The sequence below is a fragment of the Brevundimonas subvibrioides genome, assembly GCF_027271155.1.
Lineage (GTDB): Bacteria > Pseudomonadota > Alphaproteobacteria > Caulobacterales > Caulobacteraceae > Brevundimonas > Brevundimonas subvibrioides_D.
The window spans coordinates 734,079-757,554 of the sequence record NZ_CP114542.1; the positions used below are offsets into that span (position 1 = coordinate 734,079).

20 protein-coding genes and 1 pseudogene are annotated in these 23,476 nt (G+C 69.1%); 17 read left to right on the forward strand and 4 right to left on the reverse strand.

The genetic code is table 11. The annotated features are described in order from the left end of the window. Positions 1-16: 16 nt before the first annotated feature. Complete coding sequence (locus O3139_RS03660) at positions 17-451, forward strand: acyl-CoA thioesterase (RefSeq protein WP_269515561.1); 435 nt, start codon at positions 17-19, stop codon at positions 449-451. A 4-nt stretch (positions 452-455) separates the two neighbouring features. Here the strand turns inward: O3139_RS03660 and O3139_RS03665 are convergent, their stop codons facing one another. Then, positions 456-641, reverse strand: coding sequence for a hypothetical protein (locus tag O3139_RS03665; protein WP_269515562.1), 186 nt, complete (start codon positions 639-641; stop codon positions 456-458). A gap of 178 nt (positions 642-819) precedes the next feature. On the opposite strand from O3139_RS03665, the gene O3139_RS03670 reads away from it, so the two are divergent. From O3139_RS03670 to O3139_RS03680, 3 genes are all read left to right on the forward strand, one after another. Then, positions 820-1,593 (forward strand): YebC/PmpR family DNA-binding transcriptional regulator, encoded by a 774-nt coding sequence (locus O3139_RS03670; protein ID WP_269515563.1) that lies wholly within the window; start codon positions 820-822, stop codon positions 1,591-1,593. A gap of 142 nt (positions 1,594-1,735) precedes the next feature. Then, positions 1,736-3,085 carry a hypothetical protein gene (locus O3139_RS03675; protein ID WP_269515564.1) on the forward strand — a complete coding sequence of 450 codons (1,350 nt, stop codon included), beginning with the start codon at positions 1,736-1,738 and terminating at the stop codon, positions 3,083-3,085. Positions 3,086-3,152: 67 nt separating this feature from the next. After that, positions 3,153-3,671: a hemerythrin domain-containing protein gene (locus O3139_RS03680; protein WP_269515565.1), complete on the forward strand. Its 519-nt coding sequence runs from the start codon at positions 3,153-3,155 to the stop codon at positions 3,669-3,671. 4 nt (positions 3,672-3,675) lie between these two features. Here O3139_RS03680 and O3139_RS03685 read toward each other — a convergent pair whose 3' ends face one another. Further along, the gene (locus tag O3139_RS03685) at positions 3,676-5,349 is read right to left on the reverse strand and encodes a M20/M25/M40 family metallo-hydrolase (protein ID WP_269515566.1); all 1,674 of its coding nucleotides are present in this window, start codon (positions 5,347-5,349) and stop codon (positions 3,676-3,678) included. A gap of 79 nt (positions 5,350-5,428) precedes the next feature. Here O3139_RS03685 and ruvC point away from each other — a divergent pair. From ruvC to ruvB, 3 genes and pseudogenes are all read left to right on the forward strand, one after another. Then, a pseudogene (gene ruvC / locus O3139_RS03690) lies at positions 5,429-5,920 on the forward strand (crossover junction endodeoxyribonuclease RuvC); the annotation flags it as partial. A 140-nt stretch (positions 5,921-6,060) separates the two neighbouring features. Further along, positions 6,061-6,678, forward strand: a complete 618-nt coding sequence (gene ruvA, locus O3139_RS03695) for a Holliday junction branch migration protein RuvA (RefSeq protein WP_269515567.1) — start codon at positions 6,061-6,063, stop codon at positions 6,676-6,678. A 157-nt stretch (positions 6,679-6,835) separates the two neighbouring features. Next, positions 6,836-7,864, forward strand: a complete 1,029-nt coding sequence (gene ruvB, locus O3139_RS03700; RefSeq protein ID WP_269515568.1) for a Holliday junction branch migration DNA helicase RuvB — start codon at positions 6,836-6,838, stop codon at positions 7,862-7,864. 76 nt (positions 7,865-7,940) lie between these two features. Here ruvB and O3139_RS03705 read toward each other — a convergent pair whose 3' ends face one another. Together O3139_RS03705 and O3139_RS03710 are read right to left on the reverse strand one after the other, a co-directional pair. Continuing rightward, positions 7,941-8,279 carry an acyl-CoA thioesterase gene (locus O3139_RS03705; RefSeq protein WP_269516405.1) on the reverse strand — a complete coding sequence of 113 codons (339 nt, stop codon included), beginning with the start codon at positions 8,277-8,279 and terminating at the stop codon, positions 7,941-7,943. Between the two features lie 64 nt (positions 8,280-8,343). Beyond that, positions 8,344-10,446 (reverse strand): alpha/beta hydrolase family protein, encoded by a 2,103-nt coding sequence (locus tag O3139_RS03710; protein ID WP_269515570.1) that lies wholly within the window; start codon positions 10,444-10,446, stop codon positions 8,344-8,346. 112 nt (positions 10,447-10,558) lie between these two features. On the opposite strand from O3139_RS03710, the gene O3139_RS03715 reads away from it, so the two are divergent. From O3139_RS03715 to O3139_RS03760, 10 genes are all read left to right on the forward strand, one after another. Continuing rightward, complete coding sequence (locus O3139_RS03715; RefSeq protein WP_269515571.1) at positions 10,559-10,804, forward strand: type II toxin-antitoxin system Phd/YefM family antitoxin; 246 nt, start codon at positions 10,559-10,561, stop codon at positions 10,802-10,804. Then, on the forward strand, positions 10,804-11,187 hold the full coding sequence (locus O3139_RS03720; RefSeq protein WP_269515572.1) for a type II toxin-antitoxin system VapC family toxin: 384 nt from the start codon (positions 10,804-10,806) through the stop codon (positions 11,185-11,187). Before O3139_RS03715 ends, O3139_RS03720 begins: the two co-directional genes overlap by 1 nt. Positions 11,188-11,235: 48 nt before the next feature. Next, the gene (locus O3139_RS03725; protein ID WP_269515574.1) at positions 11,236-12,120 is read left to right on the forward strand and encodes a GNAT family N-acetyltransferase; all 885 of its coding nucleotides are present in this window, start codon (positions 11,236-11,238) and stop codon (positions 12,118-12,120) included. Next, positions 12,117-12,599 carry a tRNA (adenosine(37)-N6)-threonylcarbamoyltransferase complex ATPase subunit type 1 TsaE gene (tsaE, locus tag O3139_RS03730; RefSeq protein ID WP_269515575.1) on the forward strand — a complete coding sequence of 161 codons (483 nt, stop codon included), beginning with the start codon at positions 12,117-12,119 and terminating at the stop codon, positions 12,597-12,599. The genes O3139_RS03725 and tsaE overlap by 4 nt, the downstream gene beginning before the upstream one ends. Further along, positions 12,592-13,692 carry an N-acetylmuramate/N-acetylglucosamine kinase AmgK gene (gene amgK, locus O3139_RS03735; protein WP_269515576.1) on the forward strand — a complete coding sequence of 367 codons (1,101 nt, stop codon included), beginning with the start codon at positions 12,592-12,594 and terminating at the stop codon, positions 13,690-13,692. Before tsaE ends, amgK begins: the two co-directional genes overlap by 8 nt. After that, entirely contained in the window at positions 13,689-14,411 is a 723-nt protein-coding gene (gene murU / locus O3139_RS03740) for an N-acetylmuramate alpha-1-phosphate uridylyltransferase MurU (RefSeq protein ID WP_269515577.1), read from the forward strand. Before amgK ends, murU begins: the two co-directional genes overlap by 4 nt. After that, positions 14,408-17,470, forward strand: a complete 3,063-nt coding sequence (gene addB / locus O3139_RS03745; RefSeq protein WP_269515578.1) for a double-strand break repair protein AddB — start codon at positions 14,408-14,410, stop codon at positions 17,468-17,470. The genes murU and addB overlap by 4 nt, the downstream gene beginning before the upstream one ends. Then, a complete protein-coding gene (gene addA, locus O3139_RS03750) occupies positions 17,467-20,997 on the forward strand; it encodes a double-strand break repair helicase AddA (protein WP_269515580.1) in 3,531 nt (1,176 codons plus the stop codon). Before addB ends, addA begins: the two co-directional genes overlap by 4 nt. Before the next feature lie 1,276 nt (positions 20,998-22,273). Then, on the forward strand, positions 22,274-22,609 hold the full coding sequence (trxA, locus tag O3139_RS03755; protein WP_269515581.1) for a thioredoxin: 336 nt from the start codon (positions 22,274-22,276) through the stop codon (positions 22,607-22,609). Positions 22,610-22,798: 189 nt separating this feature from the next. Continuing rightward, positions 22,799-23,476 carry an NYN domain-containing protein gene (locus tag O3139_RS03760; RefSeq protein WP_269515582.1) on the forward strand — a complete coding sequence of 226 codons (678 nt, stop codon included), beginning with the start codon at positions 22,799-22,801 and terminating at the stop codon, positions 23,474-23,476.

A 23,476-nucleotide genomic window follows, 5' to 3' on the forward strand; every position in this document is an offset into this window, starting at 1 on the left:
CGATCTCGGAGCCCCAATGCCAGCACGCGACGAAGGCCCTCTGGCCCACCGTTCGACCTACAAGGCCTTTCACACGGTCTCGACCCGCTGGGCCGACAACGACCAGTATGGCCACATCAATAATGCGAAATTCTACGAGTTCGTCGATTCGGCGGTGAACGCGCACCTGCTGGTGGCCGGCGCGCTGAAGGAATCGATCGGCCTGGTCGTCGACAGCGGCTGCCGATACACCTCCTCGCTGGCTTTTCCCGATGTGATCGAGGTGGGGATCAAGGTCGACCGGATCGGCACGTCCAGCGTCGCCTATGGGTTCGCGGTGTTCCGGCGCGGCTCGCCCACCCCGGCGGCGATCGGCCATTTCGTCCACGTCTATGTCGATCCGGAGACACGGCGACCCAAGCCGCTGGCGGGGACGTTGAAGGGCGTGGTCGAGAACCTGAAGGCGGAGTGAGGTCTCAGTCGTCCGTGTCGCCGAGCAGGGCCAGGGCCCCGACCGCGGTCAGCACGCCCAAGGCGAAGGCACCGACGATGGCACCCGTCGCCACGGCGGTCGATACGGTCACCGGGCGCTTGGCATACCATTCGACGATGTCGGCCTCGTCCGGGGTCTCGTCGTCGTAATAGACGTCTTCGGCTTGCATGGCTCGGCTCCGGGCGGGGTTCGCTGCCTGAAACCCCTGCCAACGGCAGCGGTTCCGCACGCCGTGACAGCCGCCCGACCATGGGCTAGAGGCGTCACCGCAACAGACCTGACCGCGCTCAGGCCGCGAGCCCCGGATCGGATCCGGGGCGAGCGTCAGCGCCCTTCAAGAGACTTTCATGGCCGGCCATTCCAAGTTCAAGAACATCATGCACCGCAAGGGGCGCGCCGACGCCCAGCGTTCCAAGCTGTTCTCCAAGCTGTCGCGCGACATCACGGTCGCGGCCAAGTCGGGGATGCCGGACCCGGCCCTGAACCCCCGCCTGCGCCTGGCCGTCAACAACGCCAAGGCCGAGAGCCTGCCCAAGGACGTGATCCAGCGCGCCATCAACAAGGCGGCCGGGGGCGACGTCGATACGATGGAGGAGGTCCGCTACGAGGGGCGCGGCCCTGGCGGCGTGGGCATCATCGTCGAGGCCCTGACCGACAACCGGAACCGCGCCGCCTCTAACATCGGCACGGCGTTCAAGAAGAACGGCGGGGCGCTGGGCGAGATGAACTCGGTCGCCTTCATGTGGGACCGGGTCGGCAAGATCGTCTATCCCGCCGAGGCGGGCAGCGAGGATGCCATCATGGAGGCCGCCATCGAGGCGGGTGCCCAGGACGTCGAGAGCGACCTGGTCAAGCCCGACATCTATGAGGACGCGCCGGGCCACACCATCTGGACCGCGTTCGAGGACCTGAACGAGGTGGCCGAGGCCATGTCCCGGGTGCTGGGCGATCCCAGGTCCACCGCCATCGTCTGGAGGCCCCAGTCCGAAGTTCCCGTGACCGGCGAGGCCGTCGGCACGCTGATGAAACTGCTGGACGCCCTGGACGCGGAGGACGACGTCTCGATGGTCTATTCCAACGAGGACATCTCCGACGAGGACATGGCCAGGCACGCGGGATGATGTGTTCGCGACCGGACAGGAACGACGGTATCGACAGCCCGGTAAAGCGCAGTTAACCTTTCCCTCAACGGGAGAATGACAGGCTCGATTCGAGGCCGCCGATGTCAGGCGTCATCTCCACCCAAACGGCGGGAGTATGAGCATGATGTTGTCCAGGATCGACCGGGTTCTGTCGCGAAACGGCAAGGGCGAGCGCGCCGCGCCGTCGGCCGGGCCCGCAACGATCGGCGCGAACTTCGACAGCGCCGGCGTGATCGGCGAGCGGTTCGAGACCATCCAGGGCAGCCTGGACCAGATGACCGAGCTGGCGCGCCACTTCGGCACCTTCGAGAGCCTGCTGGGCCAGCTGCGCGATCCGCTCGATGCGGAGTTTCAGTCGCGGCGCGACAGTCATGTCGAACTGATCAACCTGCGCGCCGCCAACGTCGAGATCGAAGGCCGTCTGGAAGCCCTGAACGCCGAAGCCCGCGCCCTGGCCGATGCCCTGGCCGAGGCCGAAGGCCGGGTCGAGGAGCTGGTGGCGCGGAACGGCGAGCATACGGCCGCGCTCCAGGACGCGCGTCTGGAAACCGATCGGCTGCGCAGCGAACTGTCCCAGACGATCGCCCGGGCCGAGGCGCTGGAGACCGGCCAGCGCGCAGCCGACCAGCGCATTCGTGAGCTGGAGCAGGATCAGGACGCGCTGCGCAACCAGCTGAAACAGGCCGAAGGCCTGCGGACCGAGTCCGAGGGGGCTCGCACCCAGCTCCAGCGCGACCATGCCCTCGTCGCCGAAGAGAACGCCCTGCTGCGTCGCCGCATGGACGAGGTCGGGGCCGAGATCGCCGCCCTGGCGCGCACGTCGGCGGCCAACGAGGGTCTGCTGGCCACCGAACGGGCCCGCGCCGCCTCCGAGCAGAGCGAGACGGCCCGCGCGATGCGGGCGCTGGAAACCCAGGTCGAGACGGCCCGCGCCGAGATCGCGGCCCTGACCTCGCGGCTGGACACGGCGACCGCCCGCGCCAACGGACTGGAGGTGCTGAACACCGAACAGGCCACGCGTCTGAACGAGCTTCAGGCCGGACAGCATGCGGCCGAACGCAAGGCCGAGGGCCTGCAGGTCGCCCTCGATCGTGCCATGGAGCGTGTGAAGGGTCTGGAAGCCGAGGCCGAGGATGCCCGTCAGCGTCAGGCCGGGATGGAAGTCGCCCGTCTGGCGGCCGTCGATCGCGCCGAGACCCTGACCAAGGCCGCCGCGACCCACGACAAGGCCATCGCCCGCGCCGAAGACCGTATGCTGAAGCTGCAGGCCAAGCTGGCCGCCGCCCAGGACGATCACCACGCCAAGGCCCAGACCCTGATGCAGCAGGCCGCTGCGTTGAGGGCAGAGCTGGAACGGGCGCGCGCCGAGGGGGCCATGACGGCCGCGGCGCTGGAGTCCGCGCGACGCGAGCGGAGCGGGCGGTACGGCCCTGTCGACGGCCAGGGCGCGGTGACGTCCCTGGTGGGCTGAGGCCGTCCGCGGAACCGGGAAGGGGGGCTCGGGTTTAGTCCGGGCCTCAGACCCCAGGAACCGCCCGATGGATATCACCCAGCTGATCCTCGACGACCACGCCGAGCAGCGTCGCCTGTTCGCCATCCTCGAGCAGATCGATCCGACAGACACGGATGCCTTGGGCGCGGTCTGGTCGCGGCTGTCGGCGTTTCTGGACGTCCATGCCGAGGCCGAGGAGCGATTCTTCTATCCCGACCTGCTCAAGCTGGGCGAGGGGGCCAACGACGCCGAGGACGGCACGGTCGAGGGCGAGACCGGGGACGCCATCGAGGACCACAATGCGCTGCGCGACGCGGTCAGGGCGGTGGACAACTATCCGGTCGGAACCGGGGCCTGGATCGAGGCGGTGGGCAAGGTCAATGTCGTCAACTCCAGGCACATGGGCGAGGAAGAACGCCAGGGCCTGACGGACTTCCGCCGCCACGCGCCGGTTGCCCGACGGCATGCACTGGCAGTGTCATTCGCGGCCTTCGAGGCCGCGCATATCACAGGTGTGAAGCCGGTGAACAAGGTGCCGGAGGCCTATATCGAGGCGAACGGGTGATGCGTCAGCTGCCCTGCATCGCATACAGCTTGACCACCTCGAACAGGAAGTCGCGGCCTTCGTAGAGGCTGCGGACGCGGATGCGTTCGTTCAGGCCGTGGGCACCGCCGCCGTCGGGGTCGGCGAACATGCCGGTCAGGCCATAGGTCGGGATGCCCGCCGCATTGGTGAAGCGTCCGTCTGTGGCCCCCGTGGACATGGTCGGCAGGATCGGCACGTCCGGCCACATCGCGCCCGCGACCTGTCGGATCGGTCCCATGATGGCGTCGGACAGGGGCGGGGGTGGCGTCGAGGGGTCGGGCGCGCCGACCGTGGCGATGGTGATGGCGGGGTTGTCGATCAGGATGGCGAGCTGTGCCTGCGTGTCCGCGATCGTGTTGCCGGGGAAGATGCGGCAGTTGATGTTGGCGCTGACGTGCTGGGGCTGGGCGTTCGGGGCATGACCGCCGTCGATCAGGGTCGGAATACAGGTGGTGCGCAGGGTCGCGTTCCAGCTTGGATTGGCGGCCGAGATACGGGCGGCGGCCGCCTCGTCCGGACCGGTTTCGGCCACCAGGGCGCGCAGGTCCGCAGCGTACTGCGGCTGGGTGTCGGCGAGGGATCCGAAATAGGCGCGGGTGACGGGGTTGAGCTGCAGCGGGAAGTCATAGGCCCCGATGCGCGACAGGCCGTTGGCCATGGCGACGATGGCATTGTCCTTTCTCGGCCGGGCCGAGTGACCGCCCGGATTGGTCAGATCGAGGCGGTAGTCCTGATACAGTTTCTCTCCGGCCTGGACGGCCAGGGCCACGCGGTTGCCCTCGGCATCCAGCAGACCGCCCGCGCCCTCGTTGAGGGCGAAGCCGGCCTGGAGCGTCCCGGGGTGGTTCGCCAGCAGCCATTCGACACCGTTGAAGGTGTCGGCGGTCTCCTCGCCGCAGGTCAGGGCCAGCTTGATGTCTCGAACGGGGGCGAAGCCGTCCTGTTTCAGGCGGATCAGGGTGTCGACCCAGACGGAGGCCTGCGCCTTGTCGTCGCTCGCGCCCCGCGCATAGAAATAGCCGCCTTCCTCGATCAGGGTGAAGGGATCGCGCGTCCAGTCGGCGGCATTGGCCTCGACCACATCGATGTGCGCCAGCAGCAGCAGGGCGGGGGCAGACGGGTCCGAGCCGTGCAGGGTGGCCGACAGATTGCCGTCCCTGGGGCGATCCTCGGGGACCAGGATGCGGACGTCAGCCGCGGGGTAACCGGCGGCGGTCAGGCGGGCGGCCATGCGCTCGGCCGCCAGGGTGCAACTGCCGACCGACAGGGTGGTATTGGTCTCCACCAGTTCTTCGTACAGGGCGCGAAAGGCCTGCTGGTCCGGGCGGGGCGTGGGCGTCTGGGCCTTGCTGGCGCTCGCGAAGACGATCGCGACGCCCACAAGCACGGCGACGACGGCGACGGCGACCATCATCCGCCGACGCGATTTGCGAACGACCGCGTACACCGGTTCGTCCAGCCAGTAGAGGCCGGGCGCGGTCTGGCGGATAGCGTTCTGGCGCAGCAGGCCACGCAGGGCCAGACGGCCCATATTGCGGTCGGGGGCGAGGGAAATGGCGTGGTCGGGGCCGAAGGCCCGGGCTGCGCGCAGGGCCTCGATCATCTGGCGCTCGGCGCGCTGGCGCAGGGCGGCGACGACGGCACCGGTGGTGGACATGTGTTTGCTCCCCGTGAAGCCGCGATCTGGCGACGGCCTTCATTGCTCGTCAACCCTGTTTGCGGCATGAGAGGAACGAATGACGAACGCGCCGAGTCGAATTCTGGGACTGGACCCCGGCCTGCGCCGCACCGGCTGGGGCGTGGTCGTGGCCGAGGGGTCGCGCCTGCGCTGGGTCGCGCACGGGGTGGTCGCACCGCCCGAGACCCTGCCCCTGTCCGAGCGGCTGCTGTGGCTTCTGGACAAGGTGGGCGAGGTCTGCGCCGCCCATGCCTGTGACGAGGCGGCGATCGAGGACGTGTTCGTGAACGTCAATCCGGCCTCGACGCTGAAACTGGGCCACGCGCGGGCGGCCGTCATGCTGGCCCCGGCAAGGGCCGGCCTGTCCGTGGCCGAGTATTCGCCGAACCTGATCAAGAAGGCGGTGGTGGGGGCCGGTCATGCCGACAAGACGCAGATCGCCTTCATGGTGAAGCGGCTGCTGCCCACAGCGGGGGATGTAAAGGCGGACGCGGCCGATGCCCTGGCCGTGGCGATCACCCATGCGCAGATGCGGCGCTTCTCCTCCCTGTCGCGGAGCGATGGGGAGGTGGCAGCGAGCCCTTCGCGAGCTGACGGAGGGGTTCTGCGTGCACCAAGAACCCCTCCGTCTCCTTCGCTTCGCTACGGATCCACCTCCCCATTCGCTGCGCGAACAGGGAGGAGACCAGGGTGATCGGTCGGCTGCGGGGCGTGCTGGCCGAGGTCGAGGAGGCGCACTGCCTGATCGACTGCGCGGGCGTGGGCTATGTGGTGGCGTGCGGGGCGCGGACACTGCAGCGGCTGCCGGCACCGGGGGACGAGGCGACGCTGCACATCGAAAGCAGCTGGTCGGCGGAGAACGGGCCGCGGCTCTATGGCTTCCTGACCCGGGACGAGCGGCGGGCGTTCACGACGCTGACCGGGATTCAGGGTGTGGGCCCCAAGGCGGCCCTGTCGGTGCTGGATGTGCTGCCGCCGGGCGAGCTGGCGGGTGCCGTGGCACGCGACGACAAGGCGGCGATCGGCCGGGCCAATGGGGTGGGCCCGAAACTGGCCCTGCGGATCGTGACCGAGCTGAAGGGCAAGCCGCTGGGCGACGTCTCGTTCACGCCGTCGGCGGCGGGCGTCCATGCCGGGGTCGCGCCGCCGGTGCCGAGCGTGACGGGCGAGGCGGTCTCGGCCCTGCTGGGGCTGGGCGTGGCCGAGGTCAATGCGCGGCGCGCCGTGGACCAGGCGCTGATCCGGCTGGGTGACGCCACCGAGCTGTCGGCGGTCATCCGGGCGGCGCTGCAGGAGCTGGGACGGTGAAGAGTGAGTGGCGAGTGGCGCGTGGCGAGTGGCGAGTGAAGCGTGCGCGGGAGCAACGGGTGAACCCGACGTTGGGGGCCGTCGCCCAAGACCGCTCACGTCTTCGCTCACTCGCCACGCGCCACTCGCCACTCTTCACTCGCGACCCGGTTACGACATGAGCGACGACCGCATCATCTCCCCGGAGCCCGCTGCCGGTGAGGCCTATGACCGGGCGCTGCGGCCGCAGACCCTGTCGGAATTCGTCGGGCAGGAGGCGGCCAAGGGCAATCTGAAGGTCTTCATCGATGCGGCGCGCGGGCGGGGCGAGGCGCTGGACCACGTGCTGCTGTTCGGGCCGCCGGGGCTGGGCAAGACGACCCTGGCCCAGATCGTGGCGCGCGAGCTGGGTGTGGGCTTCCGGGCGACCTCGGGGCCGATCCTCGCGAAGGCGGGGGACCTGGCGGCGATCCTGACCAATCTGGAGCCGCGCGACGTCCTGTTCATCGACGAGATCCACCGGCTGGCCCCGACGGTGGAGGAGATCCTGTATCCCGCCATGGAGGACCATGTGCTGGACCTGATCATCGGCGAGGGGCCGTCGGCGCGGTCGGTGCGGATCGATCTGGCGCCGTTCACCCTGGTCGGGGCGACGACAAGGGCCGGGCTTCTGGCCACGCCGCTGCGGGACCGGTTCGGGATCCCGCTGAGGCTGGAGTTCTATACGCCGGCCGAACTGGTGCGGGTCATCACCGGGGCGGCGCGCAAGATGGGGGCCCCGATCAACGACGAGGGGGCGGGCGAGATCGCCTCGCGCTCGCGCGGGACGCCGCGCGTGGCCGGGCGGTTGTTGCGGCGGGTGCGGGACTTCGCCGAGGCGGAAGGCGCGGCCATGATCGACCGGATCGTTGCGGCGCGCGCCCTGTCGCGGCTGGAGATCGACGAGGCAGGGCTGGACGCCAACGACCGCCGGTTCCTGAAGGCCCTGATCGAGAACTATGGCGGCGGACCGGTCGGCATGGACACCCTGGCCGCCGCGATCGCGGAGGCGCGCGATGCGGTCGAGGACGTGATCGAGCCCTATCTGCTGCAGCAGGGCTTCATCCAGCGGACGCCGCGCGGGCGGATGGCGTGCGCCAGGGCCTATGCGCATCTGGGGCTGAGCGAGCCACCGAAGCCGGCGGGAGCGGGAGACCTGTTCAGCTAGACCAGTCGCCGGCTCCGTTCGCGCGGATGAACCCGTCTCGCTGGACGCTCATGCGTCAACTGAAGCGACGATTGCTCTAGGTCTGACCCGGCAACGGCCTCGGCTTCCGGTCGGCGTCGATGGCGACATAGGTGAAGACGCCCTCGGTCACGCGGGAGACGGCCTGGGTCGAGCGGGGACGCTTCCAGGCCTCGACGCGGACGCGGATCGAGGTGCGGCCGGTCTTCAGCACCGTGGCATACAGGGACACCTCGTCACCGACGGAGACGGGCTGGTGGAACACCATGCCGTCGACGGCGATGGTGGCGCAGCGCCCCTGGGCCAGATCGAAGGCGGGTGTCGAACCCGCCAGGTCCATCTGGGCCAGCAGCCAGCCGCCGAAGATGTCGCCTTCGGGATTGGTGTCAGCGGGCATGGCGATGACCCGCCCGACGAGCTGGCCGTCAGGCGTTTCCGGGGAGGGATGGGTCACGTCGGGCTCAGTCCTGAGGCTTCAGGTGGTCGTCCAGCCAGTGGAAGACCTCGTTATGCCACTGCAGGCTGTTCCGGGGCTTCAGGACCCAGTGGTTCTCGTCCGGGAAGACGATCAGCCGGCTCTCGATGCCGCGCCGCTGCAGGGCGGTGAAGGTCGACAGGCCCTGAGCCGTCGGGATGCGGTAGTCGCGGTCGCCCTGGATGACCAGCATCGGGGTGCGCCAGTTTCCGACGTGATGGACCGGGTTGAAGCGCTCGTAGCCCTCGGGATTGTCATAGACCGTCCCGCCGTATTCCCACTCGGTGAACCACAGCTCTTCGGTCGAATAGCCCATGCCGCGCACGTCGAAGACGCCGTCGTGATTGACCAGGCATTTGAATTCGTCCGACCAGTTCCCGGCGATCCAGTTGATCATATAGCCGCCGTAGGAGGCGCCGAGCGCGCAGGCGTTGTCGCCGTCGAGGAAGCTGTAGCGCGCCTGGGCGGCGGCCCAGCCCTTCTGCAGATCTTCCAGCGGGCGATCGCCCCAGTGCTGGCTGATCGCGTCGGTGAAGCCCTGTCCGTAGCCGGTGGAGCCGTGGAAATCGATCATGACGACGGCATAGCCGGCACCGGCATAGGTCTCCGGGTTCCAGCGGTAGGACCAGCTGTTGCCGAACGACCCCTGGGGCCCGCCGTGGATCAGGAAGGCGACGGGGTATTTGCGCCCCTCGACGTAGCCGGCGGGCTTGATGACGTAGCCGTGGACCTCTTCGTTGTTCCAGCCGGGGAAGCTGAACTGCTCGGCCTCACCGAACAGGCGGTCATCCAGTTCGGGATTCACGTCGGTGATCCGGATCGGCATCTCGCGGCCGCGGAAGGTCTTGACGTAGAGCTCGGTCGGGGAGGTCAGGCTGTCCTGGGCGAAGACGAAGCCGGACGGGGTCTGTTCGAAAGCCGAGACATGGCCGGGGCCAGTGATCGGCACGACCGCGCCGCTGGTGGCGTCGATCTGGAACAGTTTCGTCTGGCCGACGTCGCCGGCGATGACGAAAAGGCTGCGGCCGTCGGCGGACCACTGCAGGGTGTCGGCCGAACGGTCCCAGTCGGCGGCGACTTCACGCCTGGCCCCGGTCGCCACGTCCATCAGCACGATCTGCCAGCGGTCGGCCTCGAAGCCCGGACGCTTCATGGCGCGATAGGCCAGGGTCCGGCCGTCGGGCGAATAGACCGGGCCGGTGTCCCAGGCGTCGTTGTCGTCGGTCAGGTTGGTAAAGCCGGACCCGGTCAGGCCGTTGGTCCTGAACAGGTCGAAATTGGTGCTCCACGGTTCGCTCTGACCGGCGACGCGGGCCGAGAAGACGATGGCGGAGCTGTCGGGGGTGAAGGTGAACTCGCTCTCGTCGCCGAAGGGTTTGGACGGCGTGTCACCGTCGAAGCCGTGGGTGACCCAGGCGGGCTCGCCCGAGCCGTCGGCGTTGACGACGAACAGATGGTTCTGGGTCCCGTCCGCCCAGGTGTCCCAGTGGCGCACGAACATGCGGTCATAGACCTGGCCGGTCGACTTGCGGACGGCGGTCTCGGTGCCACGCGCGACCGAGCAGGCCAGGTCGTCGCAGTCGGGATAGACGGCCAGGCTGACCGCGATCCTGGAGCCGTCGGGGCTGAGGCGCCAGGCGTTGACGTCGAGCGGCAGGTTCGTGACCTGGGTCGCCGTGGCCCCGGTCGCATCGGTCTTCCACACCTGGCTGGTTCCGGATTGGCTTGACAGGAAATAGAGGGCTCCGTCCGGGCCCCAGCGAGCGGTGTTGGCCCCCTGGTCCGAGATGGCCAGTCGGCGCGGCGGCGCGTCGCCGGTCAGGTCCTGGATGAACAGGCTGGTGACGCCGCGGTTGGCCTCCATGTCCGTGGCGCGCACGGCATAGACGACCTTGGTCCCGTCGGGGGACACGCGCGGGTCCGACAGCCGGTTGGCGTTCAGCATGTCTGTGTAGGTGAAGGCGCGCCCGGCCGCCTGGGGCGCGACGCTCGTCACGGCGTCCGGGGCCACCGTGACCTCGGCGGCGGCAGGCAGGCCGGTCATCAGGGCGAGGACGGCGGCGGCGGCGAGCAGGGTCGGGTGACGCATCGGGCGGCTCCTTAAGGAATGCTGGGCGCTGGCGTAGCACCGTGCGGGACGGGGCGGAAGTTGCGGATTGACGTCAGGTTAGCTAAGCTGGTGGGACCAAGGAGATCGAGCGATGACGATCGTCACCGTGCACCAGGCCAAGACCCATCTGTCCAAGCTGATCGCCGCCGCCGAGCGGGGCGAAGACGTGGTCATTGCGCGAGGCACCAAGGCCGCGGTCCGGCTGATCCGTTATGACGCGCCGGTCCTGGTCGAGCGTTCATTCGGTGCGCTCAAGGGCCAGGGGGCCTTCGACGAGTCATTTTTCGATCCGTTGCCGGACGAAGAACTCCGGTTGTGGAATGGTGAGGGTGACTGATGCTGTTGCTGGATACCCACGCGCTGATCTGGTGGGTCTACGGGGACGACCGCTTTCCGGTGCATTTGCGAGGGGAGGTCAGCAACATGTCGCGGCCGGTTTACGTCAGCGCCGTGTCGGCGATGGAGATCACAACCAAGCACCGGATTGGCAAACTGCCCCAGGCCGCGTCGTTGGCGAACCATTTTCAGGCGACTATCAAAAGGTTGGGCTTCCTCGAACTGCCGATCTCTGTCGCCGAAGGCGGTCTCGCTGGCAGGATGAAAGGCGAGCACAAGGATCCGTTCGATCGCCTGCTGATCGCTCAAGCCCTCCTGAACCATTTGACGCTGGTCTCGAACGAAAAGCTGTTCGACGACTTTGGTGTGGCGCGCATCTGGTAGCGGCCACCCGCTTGCCTGCCTTCCCGCCAGAGGCGACAAGGGTCGCGAATGGCTGCTTCGCTTCCGACCCCTTCCGATCCTGTGCCGACGCCGACCGGGCGCGGGCATGACCATATCGTCGATGTGCTGATCGCCGAGCGGGCGCCGGGGCTGACGGGCTCGCCGTTCTGGCCCCTGGTGCGGCCGGGGCTGTATGCGCTGCTCGGCTACGGCAAGGCGCGGCGGATGGCCGACGCCATCGCCCATCTTTCGGGGCAGGGCACGCTGGAGCATGTGTCCAACCTGCTGGACCTGAAGGTTTCGTCGATGAACCTGGAGCGGGTGCCGACGACGGGGCGGTGCGTGGTGGTGTGCAACCACCCGACGGGGATTGCCGACGGGATTGCCGTTTATGACGCCCTCCGCACGCGCCGGCCCGACGCGATCTGGTTCGCCAACGCCGATGCGCTGCGCGTCTCGCCGCGGCTGTCCGAGGTGCTGATTCCGGTCGAGTGGGTGATCGAAAAGCGGACGCGCGAGAAGACCCGCGCCACGCTGGAAGCCGCCAAAGCGGCGTTCGACGCCGAACGCTGCATCGTCATGTTCCCTGCGGGTCGGCTGGCGCGGGCGGGCAGGGACGGGACCCTGACCGATCCGGAATGGGCTCCGACAGCCGCATCGATGGCGCGGAAATACGGGGCACCGATCATCCCGATCCATGTGACGGGACCGAACTCGACCCTGTTCCACCTGTTCAACCGGGTTTCGCCGGAACTGCGGGACATCACCCTGTTCCACGAACTGTTGAACAAGCGAAAGAAGCCGTTCCGGCTGAGCGTCGGCAAGGCGATCCCGCCGTCGCGGCTGGATATCGACGCGTCTCGGGCAACCTATGCGCTGAAGGCCTTTACGGAGCGGGTCCTGGCCTCGCAGCCCGATGCGGACTTCGCATGAGTGGGGTGGTGAAGGTGGCCCTGGCCGACGAGGCGGCGACGACGGCGCTGGGCGCGGCGCTGGCCGGATCGCTGGGCGTCGGCGAGGCGATCCTGCTGCAGGGACCGCTGGGCATGGGCAAGTCGACGCTGGCGCGCGGGCTGATCCGGGCGCTGACCGGGCCGGACGAGGACGTGCCGTCGCCGACCTTCACCCTGGTGCAGTTCTACGAGACCGATCCGCCCGTTGCCCATTTCGACCTCTATCGCCTGACCCGGCCGGAAGAGGCGTTCGAGATCGGACTGGACGAGGCGCTGGACGTCGGATGCGCCCTGATCGAATGGCCCGAGCGGCTGGGCGACGATCTGGACCGGGCGCTGGGGCCGGACCGGCTGTCGATCGTGCTGTCGGAAGACGGCGATGGCCGCGTTGTGACCGTTTCTGGCGTAGGGGCATGGGCAGGGAAGATCGATGCGGGGATCGAAGGACTGAATGGCTGAGGTCGAACACGAGCGAGAGGCCCAACGGGTCGCCTTCCTGAACCAGGCGGGGCTGGGCGCGGCCGCGCGCGCGCCGCTGCCGGGGGACGCCTCGACGCGGCGATACGAGCGGCTGACGACGGCGTCGGGGACCTCCCTGATGCTGATGGATCAGGTCGCCGCAGCCGAAAGCCCGCCGGCCGATCCGTCGTGGTCGCCGGAGCGGAGGAAGGCCGAGGGCTGGAACGCGATCGCACGCCTGTCGGCCGGTCGGATCGAGGCCTTCGCGGCCGTGGCGGCGCATCTGCGGTCGGTGGGGCTGTCGGCCCCGGATATCGGGGCTGTGGATGCGCCGGCCGGGCTGGCGGTGCTGGAAGACTTCGGGGACGATCTGTTCGCGCGGGTGATCGAGGCCGGGACGGACGAGGTGCCCCTGTATCTGGCGGCGGTCGAGGCGCTGGCGACCCTGCATGCCGCGCCGACGCCGGAAGTGCTGAGCGGGGCGGCGGGCGACTGGCCGCTGCAGGTCTATGACGAGACGGCCCTGCAGGGTGGGGCCGATCTGTTCGTCGAGTGGTTGCCGAAGCTGAAGCCCGGGCTGGTCTTCGACGGCGCGGCCCGGGCGGAATGGCACGAGGCCTGGGCCCCGGTGGTGGCCGAGGGCGCGGCCGGGGCCAGCGTCGTGGCCCACCGCGACTATCATGCCGAGAACCTGATCTGGCTGCCGGAGCGGCAGGGCGTGGCGCGGGTGGGAATGATCGATTTTCAGGATGCGGTGCGGGCGCACCCCGGCTGGGACCTGCATTCGCTGCTGCAGGACGCGCGACGCGACGTGTCTGGCGCGCTGGAGGCCGAGGCGCTGGAGCGGTATTTCGCCCTGGCCGCAGTGGATGACCGCGCAGCCTTCCTGCGGGCCTATGCCGGACTGGCGGCGCTGAACGAGGCGCGGATTCTGGGGATCTTCGCGCGGCTGATCGTGCGCGACGGCAAGCCACGCTATGCGGGCTTCATGCCGCGTATGTGGCGGCACCTGAACGCCAATCTGCAGAAGCCCGGTCTGGAAGGCGTGGCGCGCTGGTTCGACCGGTATGTGCCGGAAGGGGTGCGGGCATGACCGCCCCGAAGACGGCGATGGTGCTGGCCGCCGGGCTGGGCACGCGGATGCGGCCGCTGACGGACGACCGGCCCAAGGCCCTGGTCGAGGTCGGGGGGCGGGCGCTGATCGACCATGTGCTGGACCGTCTGGTCGAGGCGGGGGTCGAGCGGGCCGTAGTCAACGTCCACTGGTTCGCGGACCGGCTGGAGGCGCACCTGGCGGCGCGGGGGCGGGGGCCGGAGATCGCGATTTCTGATGAACGCGAGACGCTGCTGGAGACGGGCGGCGGGCTGAAGAAGGCCAGACCCCTGCTCGGTGACGGGGCCGTGTTCGTGGCCAATATCGACAGTGTCTGGACCGATGGCGCGGCCGGAGCGACCTGGGCCGATGAACTGGTGCGGCTGTGGGACCCGGCGACGATGGATGCCTGTCTGCTGCTCGCGCGGCGCGAGGGATCGATCGGCTTCGAGGGGGACGGAGACTTCTTCCTCGGCAGCGATGGGCGGCTGGCCTTCCGGGGCGAAGCGGCCTCGGCGCCGTTCGCCTATATGGGCGTCCACATCACGCGGTCGGACTATGCGGACGGCGGGCCGGACGGCGCATTCTCGCTGAGCCCCCTGTGGCGCGCGTCGGCGGCGGCGGGGCGGCTGTACGGCTGTGTTCTGGACGGCGACTGGATGCACGTCGGTGATCCGCAGGCCAGAGACGAGGCCGAAGTCCGGTTAGGGAGCGCGTGACCGCCTTCGATCCCTTTGCCGGCGACGCGCCGCGCTGGTTCGCGATTCCCGCGCATCGGCCCTTCCTCGACGATCTGGCGGCGGGCGTGCTGGACTGGCTGGGGGACCATCCGCCCGAAGTCCTGTCGGACGCGACCCTCCTGCTGCCCAACCGGCGCGCGGCGCGGGCGTTCGGGGCGGCGCTGGCGACGCAGGCCAGCGACCGGCCGGTGCTGCTGCCCCAGGTGCGGCCACTGGGCGATCTGGAGGAGGACGAGCCGCCGTTCTCGCCGGGTGAACTGGGTCTGGACCTGGCGCCGGCCATAGCGCCCCTGACGCGCCGTTTCGAGATGGCGCGGATGATCGTGGAGGAGTTCGCGCCCGGCATGCCGCCGATGCGGGCGCTGGAACTGGCCGACAGCCTGGGAGCCTTTCTGGATTCCTGCCACATCGAGGAGGTGGTCGAGCCCGAACGGGTCGCGGCCCTGGCCCCTGAGGACATGGCCGAGCACTGGCAGGCGTCGGCGAGCTTCCTGGGTCTGGCGGTCCATGCCTGGCCGAAGCGGCTGGAGGCGATGGGGCTGGTCGATGCGTCCTGGCGACGGACGAAGCTGCTGCGGATGCTGGCCGGGCGATGGGACAGCCATCCGCCGCAGGGGCCGGTGATCGCGGCCGGATCGACGGGCACGGTCAAGGCGGCGGCGGCCGTGCTGGCGGCGGTGGCGAAGGCGCCGATGGGATGTGTCGTCCTGCCGGGGCTGGACGCCGATCTGGACGCGGCGGCCTGGGCAGCGATCGACGAACCGCATCCGCAGAGCGCGCTGAAGCGGCTGCTGGACGATCACGGGGTCGCGCGGGGGGCGGTGCGGCCCTGGTTCCGGCGACCGGTGGAGGCGCGCGTGGAGGCCAGGGGCCTGGCGCGTCAGCGGCTGATCCACGAGGCGCTGCGACCTGCGGATGCGACGGCGGACTGGCGCACAGAGATTTCGCGGCTGCGGGCCGAGGCGGCGGCGGCGGGGCAGGCCCCCGATCCCATCGCGGCGGGGCTGGTGGGTTTGTCGGTCGTTTCGGCGCGGACGGAGGAGGATGCCGCCGGGGCCATCGCCCTGATGATGCGCGAGACGCTGGACGTCCCGGGGCGGACCTGCGCCCTGGTGACGCCGGATCTGGCGCTGGGACGGCGGGTGGCGGCGCGGCTGGAGCGGTGGGGGGTGACGGCGGATACCTCGTCCGGCGCGACTCTGGACCGGATGCCGGTCGGGGTGCTGGTCGATCTGTGCGCGCGCTGGATGGCCGGGCCGATGGTGCCGCAGACGGTGCTGGCGGTGCTGAAGCATGAGTTGACGACCCTGGCCGAGGCAACGGACGAGGCCGTGCGGACGCTGGAAAAGGTCGCCTTCCGGGGCGCGGCGGCGGAGGCATGGACGCGGGTCGTGCGGCGGCTGGACGAGGCGGCCCTGCCCCGGCGGGACGGCAAGGTGGCGTCGGAGGCCTTGCTGGCGCGGCTGGGCGCGGCGCGGGTGCTGGCGGATCGGCTGGAGAGGTTGAGCGGGACGGCGACCGAGGCCTTTGGACCGGAGGCGTCGCTGGACGTGGCGGCACGGAGCCTGACCGGGCTGGTCGAGGCAATGGCGGGCATCGACGTCTGGTCCGGGCCCGACGGCGAGGCGGCGGCGTCGCTGCTGTCGCAGCTGATCGAGGCCGGGGCATCGCTGGGGGCGGTATCCGCAGACGACTTCGCGGAGATGGTCCGCAGCCTGTTGCGCCAGCAGACGGTGCGGACCGGGGGGGCGACCCATCCGTCGCTGCGCATCCTGGGGGCGATCGAGGCGCGGCTGGTGCGGGCCGACCGGATGATCCTGGCGGGGCTGGAGGAGGGCGTATGGCCGGGACCGGCGCCGACCGATCCCTTCCTGTCGCGACCGATGCGGACGGCCCTGGGCCTGCCCTCGCCCGAGCGGCGGGTCGGACAGACGGCACAGGATTTCGTCCAGGCGGCCTGCGCGCCCGAGGCCATCCTGGTGCACACCGAGCGGCGGGGCGGGCAGCCGGCGGTCCGCTCGCGCTGGCTGTGGCGGCTGGAGATGCTGACCAGGGGTGCGGGTGTGGACATCGAGCGGCGGAGTCCGGCACTGGAGGTCGCGCGGGTGCTGGACGCTCCGGCCGATCCGCGTCCAGCCTATGCCCGACGCCCCGCACCGACACCGCCGGTGGATCGGCGGCCGCGCGAGCTGCCGGTCACGGGCGTGGAGCGGTGGGTGCGCGATCCCTATGCGGTCTATGCCCAGCGGATTCTGGGCCTGCGGGTCATGGACCGGCCGGGGGCCTCGGCCGAGGCCATGGCGCGGGGCGATGCGGTACACGCCGCCCTTCAGCGGGTGGTCGAGACCTGGCCGGCCGAAATCCCGGACAACTGCGCCGTCGAGATCGAGCGCTTCCTCCACGAAGCCATGACCGATCGCGGGTTCGACGCGGCGGCGATGGCACGCGAGCGGCCGCTGGCGCGGAACAGCGCGCGCTGGCTGGCGGACTTCGAGCGGCAACGGCGGGCGCGGGGCGCGACCCTGCTGATCGAGGTGGAAGGCCGGATGACCGTGCCATCCGTGGGCGGAGCGTTCGTGGTGACGGCGCGGGCCGACCGGATCGAGCTGGACGCCAACGGTGCCGCGGTGATCGACTTCAAGACCGGCTCCACCCCGACCGCCAGACAGGTGCGCCAGGGCTTCGCGCCGCAGCTGACGCTGACGGCGGCCATCCTGGCCGACGGCGGGTTCGCGCCCCATTCACCCCCGACCGGGGCGGGCGAGCTGCTGTATGTCCGCGTCGTGGGTCGCAAGGTGCCGGGTGAGGTCGTCGACGTGTCTCGGCCCACGAAGGCCGACCCGGCGGGCGCGGCAGAGATGGCGGAGGCGGCCCTGGAGGGCCTGAAGCGCCGGATCGCCGCGTTCGACAACCCCGACACCCCCTATGTCAGCTGGGCGGCCCCGCAGTTCATGGGCAATTTCGGCGGCAACTACGACCATCTGGCGCGTCTGTGGGAATGGCATGTCGCCAGTGCGGACGAGGAGGCCGACGCATGAGCGCGCCGCATTCAGACGTCCGCGCGAACGACGCGCAGAGGAAGGCGGCCGATCCGGACCTGTCAGTCTTCGTCACCGCCAACGCCGGATCGGGCAAGACCACGACCCTGGTCGACCGGGTGGCGCGATTGCTGCTGGCGGGCGTCGGGCCGGGCGAGATCCTGTGCGTCACCTATACCAAGGCGGCAGCGGCCGAGATGCAGGCCCGGCTGTTCGAAAAGCTGGGCGACTGGGCGGTGGCCGACGACCCGGTGCTGGAGGGCGAGCTGGCCAAGCTGGACGGGCGCAATCCGGCGGCGCTGTCGGGGGCAGATCTGTCCTCGGCCCGAAAGCTGTTCGCCCAGGCGCTGGAGACGCCGGGCGGGCTGAAGATCCAGACCATCCATGCCTTCTGCGAGAAGCTGTTGCGGCGGTTTCCGCTGGAGGCGGGGGTGTCGCCGCGCTTCACCGTGCTGGAGAACGAGGCGGCGCGCGCCCTGTCGCTCGAGGCGCGACAGGCGCTGGCGCGGGCGGCGCACGACGATCCGGACGGGCCGGTGGCCGAGGCCTATTCCCATTTCGCAGTCGAGCTGAACTGGGAGGCGTTCCAGAGCCTGCTGGCCATGATCGAGAGCGAGCGGCTGAAGCTGACCGCCTATATCGACCGTTGGGAAGCGGGGGAGGCCCCGGGGCCGCACGTTCTGGCCCTGGCCGATCCGGACCGGACGCCGGGCGAGATCGAGGCGGAGTTCCTGCGCTTCGTCGATCCGGTGCGCTGGACCGTGACGGCCGATGCGATGGCGACGGGGTCGAAGACGGATCAGGATTGTGCCGCGCGGATGCGGGCGGTGTCGCATCCGGACTGGACCTTCGCCGGGCTGGGGCCCGTGTTTCTGACGGGATCGGGCACGCCACGCGCGTCCATGGGAACCAAGCAGGCGCCGCCGGCCGCCGTGGCCTGGCTGGTGGACATGCAGGCGAAATATACGGCCACGCAAGGGAGCCTGCGGGCCGCGCGGGTGGCGGACGACACGGTCAAGGTGCTGACCCTGGCAGGGGCGCATGCGGCGCTCTACGAGGCGGCGAAGCGGGCGAAGGGCGCGCTTGATTTTTCGGACCTGGTGGACCGCACGCGGGCGCTGCTGACCGAGGCGGGGGCGGCGGCCTGGGTGCTGTTCAAGCTGGACGGCGGAATCGAGCATGTCCTGATCGATGAGGCCCAGGACACGGCGCCGGACCAGTGGGACATCGTCCGTGCCCTGACGGGCGAATTCTTCTCCGGCGACGGCGCGCCCCGGCGGGGATCGGAGCCGAAGATCCCGCGCACCGTCTTCGCGGTGGGCGACCAGAAGCAGTCGATCTATTCCTTCCAGGGGGCGCGGCCCGAACGGCTGCTGGAGGAGGCGCAGTATTTCGAGCGGCTGACGCGCGGGGCCGGGCGGACGTTTCAGGCGGTGCCGCTGGCGACCTCCTTCCGGTCGACGCCGGAGGTGCTGGAGTTCGTCGATGCGGCCTTCTTCGACGTCGAGGCCGCGGTGACGCCGGAGCGGGCGCGGGCCCTGGTCGGGGCAACGGGCGAGATCGCGCGGCATACGGCGATCCGGCAGGGGCAGTCGGGTTGCGTGGACCTGTGGCCCGTCTTCGTCGATCCGCCGAAGGTCGAGCGCGAGGCCTGGACCCAGCCGGTCGATCTGGAAAGCGAGATCAGCGGACGAAAGCGGCTGGCGCGGGCTCTGGCGGCGGACATCAGGCGACAGGTCGAGGCGGGCGTCGGGGTTCATGAGAAGAAGGGCGGGGCCCTGCGACCCTGCCACTATGGTGATTTCCTGGTGCTGGTGCGCCGAAGGGACGCGACGTTCGAGGAGATCATCCGGGCGCTGAAGACCGAGGGCGTCCCCGTGGCCGGTGCGGACCGGCTGAAGCTGTCCAGCCATATCGTGTTCGACGACCTGATCGCGGTGGCGCGGTTCGCCCTGTATCCGGACGACGACCTGAGCCTGGCCGAGGTGCTGCGCAGCCCGTTCTGCGCTGTGCCGGACTTCGGGCCCGCCGACAGTCTCTATGAACTCGCCGGTGCCGATCCGAAGCGCCCTGGCCTGTGGCGCACGCTGTGCGACCGGGCGGGCGAGCATCCGGCCTGGGTGCGGGCAAGGGCCTTTCTGCAATTCGCGATCGAGGCGCGGGACCGCGATCCGTTCGCCTTCTTCGCCGGGGTGCTGAACCGGGTGGACGAGACCGGGCTGTCGGGGCGGGCGCGGGTACTGGCGCGGCTGGGGGCGGAGGCCGCCGAGGCGCTGGACGAGACCCTGGCCCAGGTGCTGTCGGCCGAGGAACGGGGCGGGTCGGACCTGGAGACCTGCGTGTCCCTGCTGGAAGCGGCGGACGTGGAGGTCAAGCGCGAGATGGAGGGCGCGCGGGCCGAGGTCCGGGTCATGACCGTGCACGGGGCCAAGGGACTGGAGGCCCCGATCGTGATCCTGCCGGACACGACGCAGAGGGCCAGGCCGCAGGGGCCCGGTCTGATGCCGGTCGCCCTGCCGGACGGATCGGAGGCCTGGCTGATGTGTCCGGGGCGCCAGGAGGACGACTGCGAGGCCTCATCGCTGGCGCGGGCGGCGCGGGTCCAGCGGACGGACGAGGAGACGCTGCGGCTGCTCTATGTCGCCCTGACGCGGGCGCGCGACCGGATCGTGGTCATGGGGCGGCGCTCCGCCACGCGCGAGCCGGAGGCGCGCAGCTGGTGGGACGTGATCGGCGAGACCTTCGGGCGGTTGGAGGACAGGGGGCGGGTCGAGGCGGTGATCCAGCCGGGCGTGCCCGAGCCGATCCGCCGGTTCGGGGCCCATCCGGTGGCGGTGGAGCGGGGGCCGGGCGAGACTGAGGCGATGGTGACGGTCGTGCCGGACTGGGCGCGGGCGATGCCACCGGTCGATCCCTCGGCCCGCTATGTCTCGCCGTCGCAGGCGAAGGCGGCGAAGCGGGTGTCGGCCCCCTCGCCGCTGGCGGTCGCGGGGGCGGACGGCGGTGCCCCTCTGGGCCGGTTCCGGCGCGGCGACCTGATCCACCGGCTGCTGGAGCGGCTGCCCGAGATCGAGGCAGCGGCGCGGCCGGACGCGGCGCGGCGGATGCTGGCGCGGGAGCGGGACCTGTCGGACGATCAGCGCGACGAGATGATCGCGGCGGCCTTTGCCGTTCTGGAGGACGCGCGGTTCTCGGCCGTGTTCGGAGTGGGATCGCGGGCGGAGGTGGCGCTGACCGGGTCGGCGCCGGGGCTGCCGGCGGGCGTGTCGATCAGTGGCCGGATCGACCGGCTGGTGGTGACGCCCGGGCGGGTCCTGGTCGTCGACTACAAGACCAACCGCCCCGCCCCGGACCGCATCGAGGACGCCGACCCGGCCTATGTGGCCCAGATGGCGGTCTATGTGGCGGTGCTGAAGCGACTGTATCCGGATCGCCCGGTGGAGGCGGCGCTGGTGTGGACCGACGGGCCGAAGCTGATGGCGGTGCCGCAGGGGGCGATGGATGAGGGGCTGGCGGGGTTGCGGTGAGACGCCGGAAGCGGACACGGCCAGCGTCCGCTATGGGTGGAAAGCGGACGCTAGTCGGGTGACCATTCAGCATCCTTGTCGAACCCTCGCAGAGCGAACCTGCCATCCGCATAGTTTATGTCGAACCATGCTTTGCCGGTGCTGAAATAGCATCCGCGATAACCGGCATCATGAAGGTTGTTGAACCCTCTTCTCGATATCTCTCGCCAGTCATCTCTCGTAGGAAGCCGGTCGGATTGCGGTCCCATCTCCGTGCCGACAAAGCTCAGCGTCGCACCCTTCTCAGTGAGAGTGACGACGTCAGTATAAAACTCCATCGGCACGGGCTCCGCCGAGTTTCGGAGATGCACCCCCAAACGCGTGAAGTAGGCCTGGATCTTCGCCGTTTCACCGTTGCACATCCCGGTCGGCTTCCTCCCGTCGAGCACCTCATGCTGCGAAACCGGGGCAGTCGTGGGAGGCTCATTACAAGAACTCATGAAACCGGCTGCGCACGCCCACATCGCAACGCTAATCCAGTTTCGGCTTATGGTGGGGGACGCCATGCTGCATCTTATGCAGACAGCGATCATGTCCGCTATGGGTCGAAAGCGGTCATGCAGGGCAATCCCGGAAGCGGACATCGTTCCTAACGCTCAACGGTGGGATGGGGACGTGCCATTCAGATTCTGAGCGCGAGCCTGATCGAGGATGCTCAAGCCCAATCCCCCGTTCTCTCCTGCCTGAAACACGGCCCATCCATCGCCCAAAAAGCATCCCCGCCAGCCGCCATCGTGGAGGGACGTAGCCAATTGACCTGAAATCAGTCGCCAGTCTGCCGGTGTGACGAGGTTAGTGGCTGATGGTCCAGACATCCGCGATCCATCGGTATCGAAATAGATGAACGTCGCAGCGAATAGCTCTGCAGGAGCCACCGGTTCGCCCGTGGCGAGGTGTCGTTCCAAGTTTGCTCGATAGGTCGGCACGGCTCCACTGGCGAGAGCACGACCACAATACATTAGTTCCGCAGGGGCGTTTTCACCCGCGTTGGATGTGCGATGCGATTGCCCTGAACAGCCCGCTAGAAGAACAGCGATGACAGGCCAAAGCTTCATACTCGAACATCGCTTCGATTGCGGATGTCTGCAATGGGTCGGGAGCGGACATCAGTCAACGGCCTGGAAGCGGACTGCCTCGATGATAAAGGGTCTGCGTTGATTTCCCTCAGAATCGCCCCACATCTCATCCGAACAAGAGACATCGGGCGCGCCTCGGCCGCCCTGAAGGAGATCGCCCCATGGCCACGATGAAGGTCACCGACGACAGCTTCGACGCCGACGTGCTGAAGGCCTCCACGCCTGTGCTGGTGGACTTCTGGGCGGAGTGGTGCGGGCCGTGCAAGCAGATCGGGCCGGCGCTGGAGCAGATTTCCGATGAACTGGCCGGTCAGGTGACGATCGCCAAGATCAACATCGACGACAGCCCCATGACCCCGTCGAAGCTGGGCGTGAAGGGCATTCCGACCCTGATGCTGTTCAAGGACGGCCAGATGACCTCGCTGAAGGTCGGGGCCATGCCCAAGGGCAAGATCCTGGAATGGCTGGCCGAGACGGGGATTTCGGCGAAGTCGTGAGCCCAGTCGTCGGAGTTCAGCCTAAGCCTGTGTTACCGGAAAGACTCAACGTCTGACTTAAATCGCAGCAGGTCTTGACCTTCGGCCACCCCATCGCATCTATGCCATCCATCACCCCTCCGGCTGCCTCGGCGACCGGACGCACGGCGGGCTCCTACGGGGTCCGCCGTTGCATTTTGTGGCGGGCGCATGCGGACCAACGTCTATGTCGATGGGTTCAACCTGTACTACGGCTGCCTGAAAGGCACGCCGCACAAGTGGCTGAACCTTGAAGCCCTGTTCGACCACGCCCTGCCACGGAACCAGATTGAGGCCATCCACTATTTCACGGCACGGGTCGAAGCGCGGCCCAACGACCCCGATGTTGCGGTGCGCCAGGCGACCTATTTGAGGGCGCTAGACACGCTTCCGCGCGTCCATGTGCACTTCGGGACATTCCTGGCCTCGCCCGTGCGCGCGCCGGTTCTGGAGTGTGGCGCAAACGGCAAACCCATCCGTCGGGACGGCAAGCTGGTGGTCAGGCGCAAGCCCGATGGCGCGGTGCTGATGGAATGGGTTCACAAGACGGAAGAGAAGGGTTCTGACGTCAATCTCGCAGCTCGTCTTCTTCGGGACGCCCTCAAAGGCACAGTTCCGGCCGCTGTCGTAGTCTCCAATGACTCCGATCTTCTGACGCCCATCCGCATGGCGCAGTCAGACGGAGGCATTGTGGTCGGGTTGATTCCGCCAAGGCCCCAGGGGAGTGCCGAACTGAAACGCCTGGTTGATTTCAAACGCGATATCCGACCCCACCAGCTCGCTTCATCGCAGTTCCCGAACGTGATCCACGACGCCGTGGGTGCGATCACCAAGCCGGCCGGGTGGTAA